Origin of the sequence: Azospirillum sp. A26 (assembly GCF_042604635.1) — a bacterium.
GTDB classification, from domain to species: domain Bacteria; phylum Pseudomonadota; class Alphaproteobacteria; order Azospirillales; family Azospirillaceae; genus Azospirillum; species Azospirillum palustre.
In genome coordinates this window covers 186,193-201,693 of record NZ_CP170476.1, presented here as the reverse complement: position 1 = coordinate 201,693, position 15,501 = coordinate 186,193, and the positions used below count along the sequence as shown (strand labels likewise).

Annotated in this window: 13 protein-coding genes; 8 read left to right on the top strand and 5 right to left on the bottom strand. The window is 68.8% G+C overall.

Features of this window, described 5'->3' with window-relative positions; translation table 11 throughout:
- The first annotated feature begins 22 nt into the window (after positions 1-22).
- The gene (locus ABNQ39_RS31830; protein WP_376966093.1) at positions 23-475 is read left to right on the top strand and encodes a MarR family winged helix-turn-helix transcriptional regulator; all 453 of its coding nucleotides are present in this window, start codon (positions 23-25) and stop codon (positions 473-475) included.
- Positions 476-517: 42 nt separating this feature from the next.
- Here the strand turns inward: ABNQ39_RS31830 and ABNQ39_RS31825 are convergent, their stop codons facing one another.
- Genes ABNQ39_RS31825 through dnaE form a run of 3 tightly spaced genes read right to left on the bottom strand, consistent with a single transcriptional unit; the run spans position 518 to position 5,866 of the window.
- Positions 518-1,477 carry a DUF1624 domain-containing protein gene (locus ABNQ39_RS31825; protein WP_376966091.1) on the bottom strand — a complete coding sequence of 320 codons (960 nt, stop codon included), beginning with the start codon at positions 1,475-1,477 and terminating at the stop codon, positions 518-520.
- Entirely contained in the window at positions 1,474-2,361 is an 888-nt protein-coding gene (locus ABNQ39_RS31820; protein WP_376966089.1) for a hypothetical protein, read from the bottom strand. The genes ABNQ39_RS31825 and ABNQ39_RS31820 overlap by 4 nt, the downstream gene beginning before the upstream one ends.
- A gap of 13 nt (positions 2,362-2,374) precedes the next feature.
- Complete coding sequence (dnaE, locus tag ABNQ39_RS31815) at positions 2,375-5,866, bottom strand: DNA polymerase III subunit alpha (protein WP_376966087.1); 3,492 nt, start codon at positions 5,864-5,866, stop codon at positions 2,375-2,377.
- A gap of 135 nt (positions 5,867-6,001) precedes the next feature.
- Here dnaE and ABNQ39_RS31810 point away from each other — a divergent pair, with 135 nt between their 5' ends.
- From ABNQ39_RS31810 to ABNQ39_RS31780, 7 genes are all read left to right on the top strand, one after another.
- Positions 6,002-6,658, top strand: coding sequence for a hypothetical protein (locus ABNQ39_RS31810; RefSeq protein ID WP_376966085.1), 657 nt, complete (start codon positions 6,002-6,004; stop codon positions 6,656-6,658).
- Positions 6,659-6,759: 101 nt separating this feature from the next.
- Complete coding sequence (locus ABNQ39_RS31805; RefSeq protein WP_376966083.1) at positions 6,760-7,641, top strand: EamA family transporter; 882 nt, start codon at positions 6,760-6,762, stop codon at positions 7,639-7,641.
- Between the two features lie 197 nt (positions 7,642-7,838).
- The gene (locus tag ABNQ39_RS31800; protein WP_376966081.1) at positions 7,839-10,109 is read left to right on the top strand and encodes a hybrid sensor histidine kinase/response regulator; all 2,271 of its coding nucleotides are present in this window, start codon (positions 7,839-7,841) and stop codon (positions 10,107-10,109) included.
- A 97-nt stretch (positions 10,110-10,206) separates the two neighbouring features.
- Entirely contained in the window at positions 10,207-10,518 is a 312-nt protein-coding gene (locus ABNQ39_RS31795) for a YgaP family membrane protein (RefSeq protein WP_376966079.1), read from the top strand.
- 193 nt (positions 10,519-10,711) lie between these two features.
- Positions 10,712-12,502 carry a gamma-glutamyltransferase gene (gene ggt / locus ABNQ39_RS31790; RefSeq protein ID WP_376966077.1) on the top strand — a complete coding sequence of 597 codons (1,791 nt, stop codon included), beginning with the start codon at positions 10,712-10,714 and terminating at the stop codon, positions 12,500-12,502.
- A 247-nt stretch (positions 12,503-12,749) separates the two neighbouring features.
- Positions 12,750-13,145, top strand: coding sequence for a hypothetical protein (locus ABNQ39_RS31785; protein WP_376966075.1), 396 nt, complete (start codon positions 12,750-12,752; stop codon positions 13,143-13,145).
- Between the two features lie 135 nt (positions 13,146-13,280).
- Positions 13,281-13,700 carry a hypothetical protein gene (locus tag ABNQ39_RS31780; RefSeq protein WP_376966073.1) on the top strand — a complete coding sequence of 140 codons (420 nt, stop codon included), beginning with the start codon at positions 13,281-13,283 and terminating at the stop codon, positions 13,698-13,700.
- A gap of 101 nt (positions 13,701-13,801) precedes the next feature.
- Here ABNQ39_RS31780 and ABNQ39_RS31775 read toward each other — a convergent pair whose 3' ends face one another.
- Both ABNQ39_RS31775 and ABNQ39_RS31770 read right to left on the bottom strand, forming a co-directional pair.
- Positions 13,802-14,869, bottom strand: a complete 1,068-nt coding sequence (locus ABNQ39_RS31775; protein WP_376966071.1) for an HD domain-containing phosphohydrolase — start codon at positions 14,867-14,869, stop codon at positions 13,802-13,804.
- Positions 14,866-15,330, bottom strand: coding sequence for a response regulator (locus ABNQ39_RS31770; RefSeq protein ID WP_376966069.1), 465 nt, complete (start codon positions 15,328-15,330; stop codon positions 14,866-14,868). The genes ABNQ39_RS31775 and ABNQ39_RS31770 overlap by 4 nt, the downstream gene beginning before the upstream one ends.
- Positions 15,331-15,501: the final 171 nt, after the last annotated feature.

Below are 15,501 nucleotides of genomic sequence, written 5' to 3'. Positions count from 1 at the left end.
AGCCGGAGCCATCGGAGCCACCATGGACTTCGCCGAACCGGATCTTGCGGGGGCCGCCTCGCCGCAGGCCATCGCCGACGTGATGCTGCAGATCTCCCACATCGCCGACAGCCTTGGCTACACCCATGGCCTGAAGCCGTCGCAGTGGACGGCGCTCCGCTATTTCGCCGGTGCCAACCACAGCCAGCGCACCGTGTCGGCCTTCGCCGATTTCCACGCCACGACCCGCGGGGCCGCCTCGCAGATGGTCGAGGTGCTGGTGGGCAAGGAACTGCTGGTCCGCGTGCCGGTTCCGGAGGACCGCCGCGTCACCCAGCTGCACCCGACGCCGAAGGCGCTGGAGCTGCTGCGCCACGATCCGCTGAACGACTTCGCCGGCATCATCGCCGCGCTGCCGGGCGAGGAGCAGTACAAGCTGGCCGAAACGCTGACCAGCCTGCTGCGCGGCCTGCTGGAAAAGCGCCAGTCCGTCTGACCTCGTTCGCCCTGACTCCTTCGCCCTGACTGCCGGCAGCCGTCAGGGCTTGCTGCAAGCGGCGACCGCCGCCTGCAACCCGCGCCGGTCGCGCTCGTCGAGGCGGTTGGCGACGAAGCCCTCCCACAATCCGTTGCGTGCCAGTTCGGATTGCACGCAGCCGCAATTGGCGGCGCAGGTGGCTCTCGCCACACCGGCGCCTGCGCAGCTCGCCACGCAGGACGCCTGGAACTCGCGCACGGCGGGCGTCTCCACCGGCATCAGCTGCGCCGCGGCCCAGGCGATCCCGAACAGCAGCGGCTGGTGCAGCAGATAGACGGCAAGGCTGTGCCGGCCGCCGAAGGCGAGCAGCCGCCCGGTGCGGCCGGTTACCCTCACCCCCTCGCCCAGTCCCGGCCACAGCCGGCCAAGCCCGATCCCAGCCAGCACGCCGCCGATCCAGGGCAGAAGCGGCACGTAATCGTTGGAATCCGGCGCCACGCTGGTCAGCCCGATCCAGCGCAGCCAGGGGCTGTCGAACAGCGGGAAGCCCTGGGTCGTCCCGACCAGCACCGCCGCTGCCGCCACCGCCAGCGTCACAATGGCGGGCAGGCGGACGAAGGCGAGGCCGATGACGCTTGCCACCACGATGTGGTGCAGGACGCCGAAGAAAATCGGGCTGTCTGGGAAGAGGGCATAGGACGCCGCCGACACCGCCGCGGCCCCGGCCGCCACCCGCCCCAGCCGGCGCAGGAAGCGCCCGGCATCGATCCCGTCGCGGCTCGCCAGCACCAGACCGATGCCGGCCAGCAGCAGGAAGCTCGACAAGATCGCGGTGCGCGCCGCCAGCCACAGCGGATCGCCCAGCAGGTCGAAGCCGGCGAGGCCGAAATAGGTGGCGTCCCAGCTGCCGTGATAGGCCGCCATCGCCACCAGCGCCAGCCCGCGCGCCACGTCGATTGCCGGGCGGCGCGAGGGCCGTTTTGCGAGGCCCTGTGCCGGCGTGACGCCGATTGCGCTCATGATCCAGCCATCCCCACCCCGAAAATCCATCCCTCCTGCCGCTTTGCGGTGTCGTCCAGCCCCGGCGGCGCCCAGGCGCGCGGGGTGCCGGCGAGCCAGCGCAGGCCGGCGGCAGACACCAGCGCGTCGCTGTCATGGTCACTGACCGTCCCCGTCCGCTCCAATGGGTGCGATCCCAGCCGGCGCAACGCCTCGTCCATCTCGGCACCGTCGCGGATCTTGCGCTGGCCGAAGCCGGTGTGTTTCAGGAACAGGCGCGGGTAGATCTCCACCATCACGCTAAGCCCCGGTGCCGGGTCATCGAAGGGCCAGACCGCCAGTTGGCCGGGCAGGGCGATGCGCAGGGCACGCAGCACCCGCATGCCGGCCAGCGCGCCCTTGCCGACCTGACGCGAGCCGATCAGCTTGTAGGGGCTCTGCGGGTGGCCCAGCCCGTCGGCGCGGCAGGCCCATTCGGTGGCGCGGTGCAGGTCCTGGTACCAGTCCGGCTGCGGCCCGCCATGCCAGAAACCGGCGCCGTGCAGCGGGTGGCTGGCGAAGGGACCGCCGCCGAAGTCGGGCTCCGCCGCGCAGACCTCCTCCACCGCGTCCCACAGGTCGAAGACGGTGGCCTCGCGCCCGGGAAAGCCGTGCGCCGCCACCGCGAAGGGCAGGGAGAAGGCGCAGTCGATCCCGGCCAAAGCGGGCTCCTTCGGCAGTTCCGCACGCAGCCAGTCGAACACCGCCGTCCGCGACCACCAGCCGCCCGGCCCTTCGACCAGCTGGGGAGCGGCGTCGCCCGTCGCGCACTCCGCCACCGCGATGCCGGCGTAGCGCTTGCCGCGCGCACCGGACCAGTCGATGGCGATGAAACGCCCGAAGGCGGGCGCCGCCGTCCCGGTCACAATCCGGCTCCGGTCAAAGCTCCGCCACCTCCACCACGCCCGGCACCGCCTTCAGGGCCGAGCGGCTCTGCGCGGTGATGGTGTAGCTGCCGGGCAGCTCGATCTCGATCTCCTTCAGCGGGTCGACCTCGACCAGCACATTGATGCGGCTCTTGCCGCGCGACAGCCGGTCCAGCGTGGCGCGCAGATGCTCGATCGGGCCGGGATCGCGCAGGACGACGCGCAGGCCGGCGCTGACCGAGGCGACGGCCTCCTCCAGCGGCTTGATCTCCTGGCAGGTCAGGCGGATCTCTTCGCCGTTCAACTGGACGTCGACGGTCAGCAGAACCGCGTTGCCCGGCTCCAGCAGGGCACGGTTGGCCGCCAGGATTTCCGAGAACAGGGTGACTTCGTAACCGCCGGCGGCGTCCGACAGCTCGACGAAGGCGAAGCGGTTGCCGGACTTGGAGGTCTTCTCCTTCTTCGACACGATGATGCCGGCCATCGCGCGGCGGGTCATGCCGCCGGCCTTGGCGACGTTCGCCAGATCGGCCGAGCGCACCACCTTCATACGGCCGAGCGGGCCGGAATAGGCGTCGAGCGGGTGGGCCGACAGGTAGAAGCCGATGGCGCCGAACTCGTGCTTCAGCTTCTCCAGCGGTTCCCAGTCCTTGACCTTGGGCATCTCCGGTTCGGGCAGGCCGCCTCCGCCGCCGCCGAAGAGGTTGCCGATGCCGCTGTCGCGCTCCGCCGCTTCCGCCTGGGCGTAGCGGATGATGGTCTCCAGCGCGGCATGCACCTGGGCGCGGTTGGGGTTCAGCCCGTCGAAGGCGCCGGCGCAGGCGAGATTCTCGAGCTGGCGCTTGTTGATGGTCTTCAGATCCAGCCGGCGGGCGAAGTCGAACAGGCTCTTGAAGGGCCCGTTCTTCCGCCGCTCCTCCACCACCGCGCGCATGGCAGGCTGGCCGACACCCTTGACGGCGGCCAGCGCGTAACGCACCGCCTTGGTGCCGTCGGCCAGCTGCTCGACCCCGAAGATCGCATCAGATTTGTTGATGTCCGGCGTCAGCAGCTTGACGCGCAGGCGGGCGAGTTCCTGGCGGAAGACGTTCAGCTTGTCGGTGTTGCCGAGGTCGAGCGTCATCGACGCCGCCATGAACTCCACCGGGTGGTTCGCCTTGAGGTAGGCGGTGTGGTAGGCGACCAGGGCGTAGGCGGCGGCGTGGGACTTGTTGAAGCCGTAGCCGGCGAACTTCATGACCTGATCGAAGATCATGCTGGCCAGATCGGCCTTCACGCCGCGCGACTCCGCGCCGTCGCAGAAGATCTTGCGCTGGTTGTCCATCTCCTCCTTGATCTTCTTGCCCATGGCGCGGCGCAGAAGATCGGCGCCGCCCAGCGAATAGCCGGACAGCACCTGGGCGATCTGCATCACCTGTTCCTGGTAGATCATGATCCCGAAGGTTTCCTTCAGGATGCCTTCCAGGCTGTCATGCATGTAGTCGGCTTTTTCCTCGCCGTTCTTCACCCGGATGTATTTCGGGATGTTGTCCATCGGGCCGGGGCGGTAGAGCGACACCAGCGCGATGATGTCCTCCAGCCGGTTCGGCTTCAGCCGGCGCAGCACGTCGCGCATGCCCGAGCTTTCCAACTGGAACACGCCGGTCGCCTCGGCGCGGCTGAGCAGCTGGTAGCTCTTCTCGTCGTCCAGCGGGACGGTGGTCAGGTCGGGCTTCTCGTGGATCAGATCCACCGCCGTCTTCAGCACGGTCAGCGTCTTCAATCCGAGGAAGTCGAACTTCACCAGACCGGCCTGTTCGACATATTTCATGTTGAACTGGGTGACCGGCATGTCGGAGCGCGGGTCGCGGTAGAGCGGCACCAGCTCCTGCAAGGGCCGGTCGGCGATCACCACGCCGGCGGCGTGGGTCGAGGCGTGGCGGTAGAGACCCTCCAGCTTCAGGGCGATGTCGATCAGGTGGCGCACGGTGTCGTCGCCGTCGCGCGCCTGCCGCAGCATCTCCTCGCTGTCCAGCGCCTGCTGGAGCGTCACCGGGTTGGCCGGGTTGTTCGGCACCATCTTGCAGATCTTGTCGACCTGACCGTAGGGCATCTGCAACACGCGGCCGACGTCGCGCAGAACGGCGCGGGCCTGGAGCTTACCGAATGTGATGATCTGGGCGACGCGGTCGTAGCCGTACTTGTTCTGGACGTAGCGGATGACCTCTTCGCGGCGGTCCTGGCAGAAGTCGATGTCGAAGTCGGGCATCGACACGCGTTCCGGGTTCAGGAAGCGCTCGAACAGCAGGCCGAAGCGCAGCGGGTCCAGATCGGTGATGGTCAGCGCCCAGGCGACGACGGAACCGGCGCCCGACCCACGGCCCGGCCCGACGGGGATGTCCTGGTTCTTCGCCCATTTGATGAAGTCCGACACGATCAGGAAGTAGCCGGGGAACTTCATCTTGACGATGACGTCCAGCTCGAACTCCAGCCGCTCGAAATAGGTCTTGCGGGTCTCCGCCCGCTGCTCCGGCGTCATGTCGGGGGTGTAGACGACCTTCTCCAGCCGCTCTTCCAGGCCGGCGCGCGACTGGGCGCGCAGCTCGTCATCCTCGGTGCGGCCGCCTTCGCAGGCAAACGGCGGCAGGATCGGCTTGATCGGCTTCAGCAGGAAGGAGCAGCGCCGGGCGATGGCGACGGTGTTGTCCAGCGCCTCCGGCAGGTCGGCGAACAGCAGCCGCATCTCCTCCGCCGACTTGAAGCGGTGGTCGGGGGTCAGCCGGCGGCGGTCCTCCTGGCTGAGATAGGCGCCCTCGGCGATGCACATCAGCGCGTCGTGCGCCTCGTACATGTCGGCGGTGGCGAAATAGCAGTCGTTGGTGGCGACCAGCGGCAGGTCGTGGGCATAGGCGAGGTCGATCAGCGCCGGCTCGATGGCGTTCTCCGCCGCGGCGAAATGGCCGCGCCCGCCCTCGTGCCGCTGAAGCTCGACATAGAGGCGGCCGGGGAACAGCCGCTTCAGCCGCTCCAGAACGTCGAGCGCCAGATCCTTCTGCCCCTCGTGCAGCAGCCGGCCGACCGAACCGCCGGGGCCACCGGTCAGCGCGATCAGCCCGGCCGAATGGCCGTCCAGCGCGTCCAGCGTCACCTGCGGGCCGGCCAGCGGGTCCGACTCCAGGAAGGCCTTGGACACCAGCGCCGCGAGATTGCGGTAACCCTCCTCGTTCTGGCAGAGCAGGACGAGCTGGTCGGGGGTGGCCGCCGCCTTGCCGGGCAGGCCGGGCTTGGTCTGGGCCGGGCCGACGCGGGTGATGCCCAGCACGGTGCCGATGATCGGCTGCACGCCAGCATCGGAGGCGGCCAGCGCGAATTCCAGGGCGCCGAACAGGTTGCCGGTGTCGGTGACCGCGACGGCCGGCATCTGCTGTTTCAGGCAGAGCTTGACCAGCTCCTTCACCTTGATCGCACCTTCCGACAGCGAATAGGCGGAATGGACGCGCAGGTGGATGAAGTCGGCGTGGGGCATGGCAACCGGGGGCTTGCTGCGACAGGGCCCCTGGTTCTAGCACAGCCCGGACGGTTCCCGCGACGGTCGCGCGGGGGCATGCGAACGTGGTATGGAAGTCGCCGCAACACGTTCAGGGATGGGGAGGACGCCGCGATGGATCGGCAGCACCTTGCACCCGTCGTCCGACTGCGGCTGGCCCTGCGGGACCGCCGTGCCGTCCGGGCGGCGACGCCTTCGGCCCTGCTGACCGGGGCGCTGCTGACCGGGTTGGCGCTGGCGCTGTCCGCCTGCGAGACCGTCCCGCCGCCGCCGGCAGCGGCCCCGCCCGCGGCCGGGCTGGCGGACGGGCCGTCCAAAACCTTCAGCTCCGGCAAGGGCTGGACCGTCACCATCCACACGCCCCCCGGCGGCAAGCCCTTCTGCGTTGCCGAGCGCGGCATCCCGGTCGGCCAGAACGCCGCCCCGCGCCTCAGCTTCCGCACCGCCGCCGCCGAATCGGGCTTCATCCTGTCGGGCTTCACCCCGTCCGACAGCGGGGCGACGGTGAAGCCCGGCGAACGCTACGACCTGGCGGTGACGTCCGACCTGGGGCCGCGCCTGTCCCTGAGCGCCCGCGGCCTGCCCAACGGCAGCCTCTATGTCGCCGTGCCGACCAAGGGGTTCCTGGAGGAGATGGAGCCGCTCGCCCGTTCCCACCGCGTCAGCTTCCGCAGCAGCGGGCTGGGGGACATCGGCACGATGCTGCTGTCTGGATCGTCCTGGGCGATCAACGCATCGGACGAATGCCGGATCCTGCATGCGGAGTCGTGAGACCGGTTCCACCCACGGGGTTGACGCGCAGGTCAGCCACGCAGGCCGCGCGCTCCGCCGCCGATTGACCGGTTCGGCGGGGCCCGTTTAGCCTTCGGGTCATGCGCGCTTCCCACATCCTGCTCGCCGTGGCGGTCGCCGCCGTCTGGGGCCTGAACTTCGTCGCGATCAAGGTCGGATTGCGCGATTTCCCGCCGCTGCTCTTCTCCTGCCTGCGCTTCGCGCTTGCGGCGCTGCCGGTGGTGGTTGTGGGCTGGGGCAAGGGGCCGCCGGTGCCCTGGCGCTATGTCATCGGCATCGGCGTGATGCTGGGCGTGGTCAAGTTCCCGCTGCTGTTCCTGGGCATCGACGTCGGCATGCCGGCGGGGCTGGCCTCGCTGGTGTTGCAGGCGCAGGCCTTCTTCACCGCCATCTTCGCCGCCTTCGCGCTCGGCGACCGGCCGGGGCCGCGTCAGGTCGGCGGCATGGCCGTCGCCTTCGCCGGTGTCGGGCTGATCGCGCTGGAGATGCCGGCCGGCGACTCGCTGCTCGGTCTCGGGCTGACGCTGGCGGCGGCGGCGGCCTGGGGCGTGTCGAACATCGTGATGAAGCAGGCCAGGGCTCCCGACCTGTTCAGCCTGATGGTCTGGGTCAGCCTCGTTCCACCGCTGCCGCTGCTGGCGATGTCGCTGGCGCTGGAGGGACCGGACCGCATCGTCCATGCCTTCACCTCCCTGACATTGGTCGGAGTCGGCTCGCTGATCTACATCGCGGCGGGGGCGACCTTGTTCGGTTTCGCCGCCTGGGGCTTCCTGATGCGGCATTATCCGGCGAGCCTCGTCGCGCCCTTCTCGCTGCTCGTCCCCATTTTCGGCATGAGTTCCAGTGCCTTGCTGCTGGGCGAGACCTTCACCACGGCGAAGCTGGCCGGCGGGCTTCTGGTGTTCGCCGGGCTGGCGCTGTCGGTGCTGAAACTGCCGGCGCGGGTGCGGGCGCGGGCCTGATCATATGCCGATTGGGGATTGGATGGGGCTGGCAGGAAGAGCCAGGCGCATTAGAGTCCTATTGAACTCGATGAGCTTGACGCGGCGCTATGGCGTCCGGATCATTCCAGTCGATAGTTGCGTCCCTAAACCATAGGCAAGCCTTGATCTCTTCCGATAGGACCGCGCAACCGAAGGGTGGAATGCCGAATGGGGGGATGCCGATCCCGCCGATCAGGCACTGGCAGGCCCATCTGCGCGCCAGCCGGCCCCTGCGCGTCCTGCTGCTGATCGGTGGGCTGTCGGTCGCCGTGCTGCTGGCGGCGACGGTCCAGTACATCGACAGCATGCGCGACCGCGAGCTGGAAGGGGCGGAGCGCGAGCTGTCCACCCTGAACCTGTCGCTGTCGGAGCAGACGGCCAGCGCGACGCAGAGCGTCGATCTGGTGCTGACCACCATCATCGAGCAGCTGAAGTCGGACGGGATCGACACGCCGGAGGAGTATGTCCGCCGGATGGGCGGGCGCGACACCTACCAGATGTTGCGGGCGCGCATCACCGGCCTGCCGCAGCTGGATGCGGTGACGATGATCGCGGCCGACGGGCACCTGATCAACTTCTCGCGCTATTACCCGATCCCGCCGGTCAACGTGTCCGACCGGGATTACTTCGCCTATTTGCGCGACCATGACACCACCGCCCCCTTCATCGGCGAGCCGGTGCAGAACCGCGGCAATGGCAGTTGGACGGTCTATCTGGCCCGCCGCATCAGCGGCCGGGACGGCAGCTTCGTCGGGCTGGTGCTGGGTGCCATCGAGCTGAGCTATTTCCAGAGGATCTACAAGGCGCTGCAGCCCGATGGCGACGGCAGCATCAGCCTGTGGCGCCGCGACGGCATCCTGCTGGCCCGCCATCCGGTGTTGCCGGACATCGGCCAGCCGCTGGGCCAGCGCCAGTTCCTGAAGGTGCTGGAGCGCGCCAAGTCCGGCGTCTATTTCTCCGCCGGAGGGCTGAACGACGGCGCCCGTCTGGTGGCGACGCGGGCGCTGGCGGACTATCCGCTGGTTGTCAACGTGACGCGCAAGCTGGACGCCGTGCTGAACGAATGGCGCATCCAGGCCTGGACCGTCGGTGCCGCAAGCGCGGTCGGCATCGCAGCGCTGCTGCTGTCGCTTTGGGCGCTGGCCCGCCAGTTCAGCGCCTACGAGGCGGCGACGCGGGCGATGGATGCCGCCCGCCGTGCTGTGGAGGGGCGGGAACAGGCCGAACATGCGCTGCGCCAGAGCCAGAAGATGGAGGCGATCGGCCAACTGACCGGCGGCGTCGCCCACGATTTCAACAACCTGCTCCAGGCCATCGGCATCAACCTGCACGTCATCGACAGCCGCACCGAGGACGAGCGCATCGCCGGCCCGGCCCGGCTGGCCTTGCAGGCGGTCGAGCGGGGCGCCACCCTGACCCAGCATCTCCTGGCCTTCTCGCGCCGGCAGCAGCTTCGCCCGGTCCCGGTCGATGTCGCCACGCTGGTGGAGCGGACCAGCCGCCTGCTCGGCCGCACGCTGGGCCAGTCGGTGCGGGTCGAGACGGAGGTGGCGCCCGGCCTGTGGCCGGCGATGATCGACCCGACCCAACTGGAAATGGCGGTGCTGAACCTGGCGCTGAACGCCCGCGACGCCATGCCCGGCGGCGGCACGCTGTGGATCCTGGCCGGCAACCGGACGGTGGCCGGCCCGGCGGCTGGCGATCCGGCGGCTGGCGGCCGGTTGCCGGGCGCCGGGCCGCTGCCGGTGCAGGTGGAGGGGCTGGCGGCCGGCGACTATGTGGTGCTGCGGGTGCGCGACACCGGCACCGGCATGGCCGCCGAGGTTGCTGCCCGCGCCTTCGAGCCCTTCTTCACCACCAAGGAGGTCGGGCGCGGCACCGGGCTTGGCCTCAGCATGGTGCATGGGCTGGCGACCCAGTCCGGCGGTGGGGTGGAGCTGGACAGCCGGCCGGGGCTGGGCACCACGGTGACGCTCTATCTGCCGCGCGCCGAGCAGGCGGCGGACGTGCCTGTGGCACCGCCGCCTCCTCCGCCGCCGGCGAGGGCGAAGGCGGTGGAAACGGCGCCGGTGGGCGCCGGCTGCGCCATCCTGCTGGTGGACGACGAAGAGCTGGTGCGCTCCGCCACCGCCGGCTATCTGGCCCAGGCCGGTTTCGCGGTGCGCGAGGCGGCCGATGCGGCGGCGGCGCTGTCCCTGCTCGACCATGGGTTCCGGCCCGACGTGATCGTCACCGACCACATGATGCCGGGGATGACCGGGCTGGAGATGGCCCGCACCCTGCGCGCCCGCCAGGACGAGACGCCGATCCTGATGGTCACCGGCTATGCCGAGGATCTGACCTCCACCGCCGCGGCGCGCGACGTGTCGCTGACCGTGCTGTCCAAGCCGATAGAACCGTCGCGGCTGGCCCGCTCCATCCGCGACATGGCGTCGGTCGCGGGGTGAGGGCGGGGCGGCGCTTCGGAAAGACCTCTTGGGGAACATCGGGGGAGTGGCGGCGTTGGAAGGGCGATCCCACCCCATTCCAGACCCCGGAGAAGCCATGAACGCCGAATCCACCATCCGCAATGCCTATGACAGCGTCTTCGAAGGCCACACCAACCTCGGCATGGGCGAGCGCATCGTCTCGACCGGCCTCGGCCTTGCCGTCGCGGCGGGCGGCCTGCGCAAGGGCGCCAGCATTCCGGGCGCCATCATGGGTCTGGTCGGCGCCGCGCTGGTCGCCCGCGGCATGAGCGGCCATTGCCCGCTCAAGGACCGCCTGTCCGGCGACCATCAGGACCGGCTGGGCCATGGCGGCTCCCATGGCGAGTCGCAGGCCGTCGACCATTCGCGCATGGCGGAAACCTACTGATCCGCGCCGCGGCGGAGCCATCCCTTCACCGGATGAAGCAGTTCGGTGAAGGGAATGTGTGATGTCATTAACCCTGATGGTGAATTGTTGGGTAGGCCAGCGACGGGGTGAAGACCGGGGACCGCGGGTGTGACATCCTGCGGGGCCCGGGCAGCAGCCCCCGACCTGACGTCCCGCTCAGGAGTTTCACCGCATGTGGTTCCCCGCTTTCCGATCCCGGTCCACCATTGCGGCGGTGGCGGCGCTCTGCGTCGGCTCCGCCCTGGTGCTGCCGGTGCCGGCGCCCGCCCAGACTGCCGCGACATCAGCCCCGGCCCTAGCAGCGGCAGCGGCTTCGGTCCGCTATGACATCGGCTACAACATCTTCTATCCCGTCCGCAGCCGGAACGGGATGGTGGCCTCCGAGCACCGGCTGGCGACCGAGATCGGCGTCGACATCCTCAAGCGCGGCGGCAACGCGGTCGATGCGGCGGTGGCCGTCGGCTTCGCCCTGGCGGTGGTGCTGCCCAATGCCGGCAACATCGGCGGCGGCGGCTTCATGGTCGTCCATGACGCCAAGAGCGGCAAGGACGTCGCCATCGACTTCCGCGAGATGGCGCCGGCCAAGGCCTTCCGCGACATGTATCTCGACCAGCAGGGCAAGGTGGTCCCCGACCGCTCGCTCTACACCCATCTGGCGGTCGGCATCCCCGGCACCGTCGCCGGGCTGGCCCATGCGCTGGAAAAATACGGCACGATGACGCTGGCCGACGTGCTGGCCCCGGCGATCAAGCTGGCGCGCGAGGGGCACACCGTCACCCCGCAGCTCGCCGGGCTGCTGGAGGTCGAGCGCGACCATCTGGCCGCCTGGGACGCGACCAAGGCCATCTTCTTCAAGGACGGCCGGCCGCTGACCGCCGGCGAGACGCTGGCCAACGCCGACCTCGCCAATTCGCTGGAGACGATCGCGCAGCAGGGGCCGAAGGCCTTCTACGAGGGCGCCATCGCCGACAGGATCGCGGCGGAAATGTCTCGCCACGGCGGCTACATCACCAAGGACGATCTGAAGGCCTACAAGGTGGTGGAGCGCGAGCCGGTCAGCGGCAGCTACCGCGGCTACACCGTCAAGTCGATGCCGCCGCCAAGCTCCGGCGGGACGCACATCATCCAGATGCTGAACATCCTTGAGCGCTGGCCGCTGAAGGAGTACGGCCCCGACAGCGCCCGGTCGATCCACCTGATGGCGGAGGCGATGAAGCTGGCCTATGCCGACCGCTCCGAATATCTGGGCGATCCCGACTTCACAAAGGTGCCGGTGAAGGGCCTGACTTCGCGCAAATACGCCGACGAGCTGGCGGCGAAGATCGATCCGGAGAAGGCGACCCCGGCCAGCAGCATCAAGCCCGGCAAGCCGGCGCCCTACGAGAGCGACCAGACCACCCATTTCTCGGTGGCGGACAACCAGGGCAACGTCGTCAGCACCACCTACACGCTGAACCTCAATTTCGGCAGCGGCATCGTCGCCGAGGGCACCGGCATCCTGCTGAACAACGAGATGGACGATTTCTCGGCCAAGCCGGGGGTGCCCAACGCCTTCGGTCTGGTCGGCGGCGACGCCAACGCCGTCCAGCCCTACAAGCGGCCGCTCAGCTCGATGTCGCCGACCATCGTGCTGAAGGACGGCAAGCCCTGGCTGGTCACCGGCAGCCCCGGCGGCAGCCGCATCATCACCACCACGATGGAGACGGTGATCGACCACATCGACTTCGACATGAACCCGGCCGAGGCCGCCGCCCTGCCGCGCGTCCATCACCAGTGGACCCCCGACGAGCTGCGGGTGGAGAAGGGGCTCAGCCCCGACACCGTCCGCCTGCTGGAGCAGATGGGCCACAAGGTGGCGGTGAAGCCGACGATGGGCCGCACCCAGACCATCCAGCTGCGCGAGGACGGTCTCTATGGCTTTTCCGACCCGCGCAATCCCGACGGCATGACGCTGGGATATTGAGGGAAGCAACCGGGGAGGGGATTGGCCGGAGGGCAGTGACCGGAAGGGAGGAGGGGCGCCCGGCGACGGCCGGGCGTTACAATTCCCGTGTACAAAGAAAAAGCGGCGTGCTTTGGTAACCTTTGATCCGCCATGACCGGCGGCGCAGGGGCCAAAGGCTCGTGCCCGTTCGGGAAAGGCAACGGAACAGTTGGATTAAGGCGGGCCTGTCGGTTAGCCTTTGCAGGAGTGAACCGGAGCATTTGCCGTGGATAAGGCCTTGGTCGAAAAGAACCGCGAGTGGACCTATCAGCGTGAAGGAAAGCAGCCCGTCACCATCCGGGTCGCCGATTTCGAGCGCGAGGGGAAGCGCATCGTCGCCTTCCTGGAACAGACCGACATCGCCAAAGCGGCCGGGTTGCCCCAGCCGGCCGTGAACGATTGGCCCCGCATCGCCGAGGTCTACGCGAAGGAACAGGGTGTAGGCCTCAGCGACATCTATTGGTACGAGCTGCATCCGCGCCGCTTCGCCAATGGCCGCCCCAACGTGTCGGAATACCGTCCCGGCATGGCCGAATGGCGGTTCGAGACCAGCATTCCGCTCGCCCGCGCCATCGTGGAGCAGCTGGGCTTCGACCCGGACAATCTGCCGCTCGACATCTGACAGTCCTGCATACGGCCCCCGCGCGCAGCCCCTGTGATGCGCCGCGGGACCGGTGTATGATGGCGCCATATCTCAGGCGGCCGGCGGGACGGGTTCCGCGGACCGCTGCCGGGAGATAGAGGCCGGGAGACAAAGATGAAGACGGTGCGGAGGGCGGTCGCCCTGGGTGCTGCGATGCTGGCGGTTGCGGCCGCAGCTGCGGTGATGTCCGTTCCGGGTGCGGCACAGGCGCGCGCGTCGGTATCGGTCGGCATCGGCGTCGGACCGATTTTCCCGGCCTATGGCTATTACCATCCGTACCGCTACTACGCGCCGCCCCCGCCGGTGGTGCAGTATTACGCACCGCCGCCGGTCGTCTACGCGCCGCCGCCGGTGCAATATTATGCGCCGCCTCCGGGCACGGTCGGCGCCGATCCGGCCGGACCGGTCTATTATTCGCGAAGCGGCCAGCAATGCCGCGAATACCAGAGCAGCGCCATGGTCGGCGGCCGGCCACAGCCGGTCTACGGCACCGCCTGCCTCCAGTCCGACGGGACCTGGCGGATCGTGAACTGAGGGCAGGTTGAATTAAGGACGTTTCGTGAAACGAGGGCCTCCCCGGCCCTCGCGCCCGTTCAGGAACGTCCTTTCAGGCACGCCCGTTCAGTCGCCCCTCTTCAGTGATGAACCGCTTCGGGAACGAGTCCGGAAAACTCTTCGGCGTTCTCGTGGTGAATCCTGCACACGTCGTCCCAGCGCGACAGGAAGGCGTCCAGCAGCGCCGGGTCGAAATGGCCGCCGCGGTTCTCGACCATGTAGGTGCGCGCCTCCTCCAGCTTCCAGGACTGCTTGTAGGGGCGGGCGGAGGTCAGGGCGTCGAACACGTCGGCGATGGCGACGATGCGGCCGGACAGCGGGATGTCCGTCCCGGCCAGACCGTTGGGATAGCCGCTGCCGTCGAACTTCTCGTGATGGCTGAGCGCGATCTCCGCCGCCAGCCGCAGCAGCGGGATGGGGCTGTCCGCCAGGATGCGGTGGCCGATGGCGGCGTGCTGGCGCATCACCGTCATCTCTTCCGGCGACAGGCGTCCCGGCTTCAGCAGGATCATGTCCGGGATGGCGATCTTGCCGATGTCGTGCATCGGCGCCGCCTTCATCAGTTCATGGGCGAAGGCGCCGCCGCAGCCGGCCGCTTCGGCGACCAGTTTCGAATAGAGTGCCATCCGTTCGATGTGGGCGCCGGTCTCCGGATCACGGTATTCGGCGGCGCGCGACAGGCGGTTGACCAGCTCCTCTCCCTGGCGCTGGAGGGCGGCGGTCACCCGCTCGACCTCGGCAGCCAGCAGGGCGGCGCGGTCGCGCAGCAGGGCGCGGCTGTGGCGCAGGGCCAGCAGGTTGCGCAGGCGCGCCTGCACCTCCGGCACGACCACCGGCTTGGTCAGGAAGTCGCTGCAGCCCTCGTCGAGCGCCCGCACGCGGATGTCGACCGCCGTGTTGGCGGTGATCATCACCACCGGCACGGTGTCCAGCCGCGCATCGTCGCGGATGTGGCGCAGCAGCTCGATGCCGTCCATGTCCGGCATCATCTGGTCCAGAAGGATCAGGTCCGGCTCGTTCCCGCGCAGCCATTCGACGGCCTCCAGCGGGCTTTCCATGGTGACCGGCTCCGCATCGTCCAGGCGGCGGACGATGGCGGCCATGATGAAGAGGTTGGTGCGGTCGTCGTCGACGATGAGGATGTTCATCTTGCGGCATCGCCTTTCCGGTCGCTGTCCTTGCGAGCGGCGAGCAGCCGGCCGACCTCGGCCAGCAGGGCCTTCAGGTCGACCGGCTTTTCGAAGGCCGCCTCGGCCCCCAGCAGGCGGGCCATCCCCGGCAGCTCCATCCGCAGGCGCACGCTGCCGCCGGTCACCGCGATCAGGGGCGGGCGTGACTGTTGTGCCTTCAGCCGCAGGATGATCTCGTACCCATCGGCCTCCGGCATGATGATATCCGTCACCACCAGATCCACCGCATGCCGGTCCATGACGGCCAGCGCCGCGTTTCCGTTCTCGGCCTCGTGCACGGTGTAGCCGGCCCGCTGGAAGGCGATGCGCACCATCCCGCGGAAGTCGGGGTCGTCGTCGACCAGCAGGATGGACGCGGCGGATTCGGTGGTGGGGGAGGGGGTGGGCCGGCCCCGCAGCTCGAAGAGGGACATTTCCATGGTTGCCGCTTCCGTGATCCGCCGCGCGGCCGTCGGCCACGCTGAAAAGAAATCGCTAAGCGTCACCATAACCGGCTACCGGTGCGCGCACCCGCTTTGTCTGGGATAGCGGGGACGGGAAATGGGATAGTGGGGATATTATCCCGCATCCATGAAGATATGGCGCAGGGT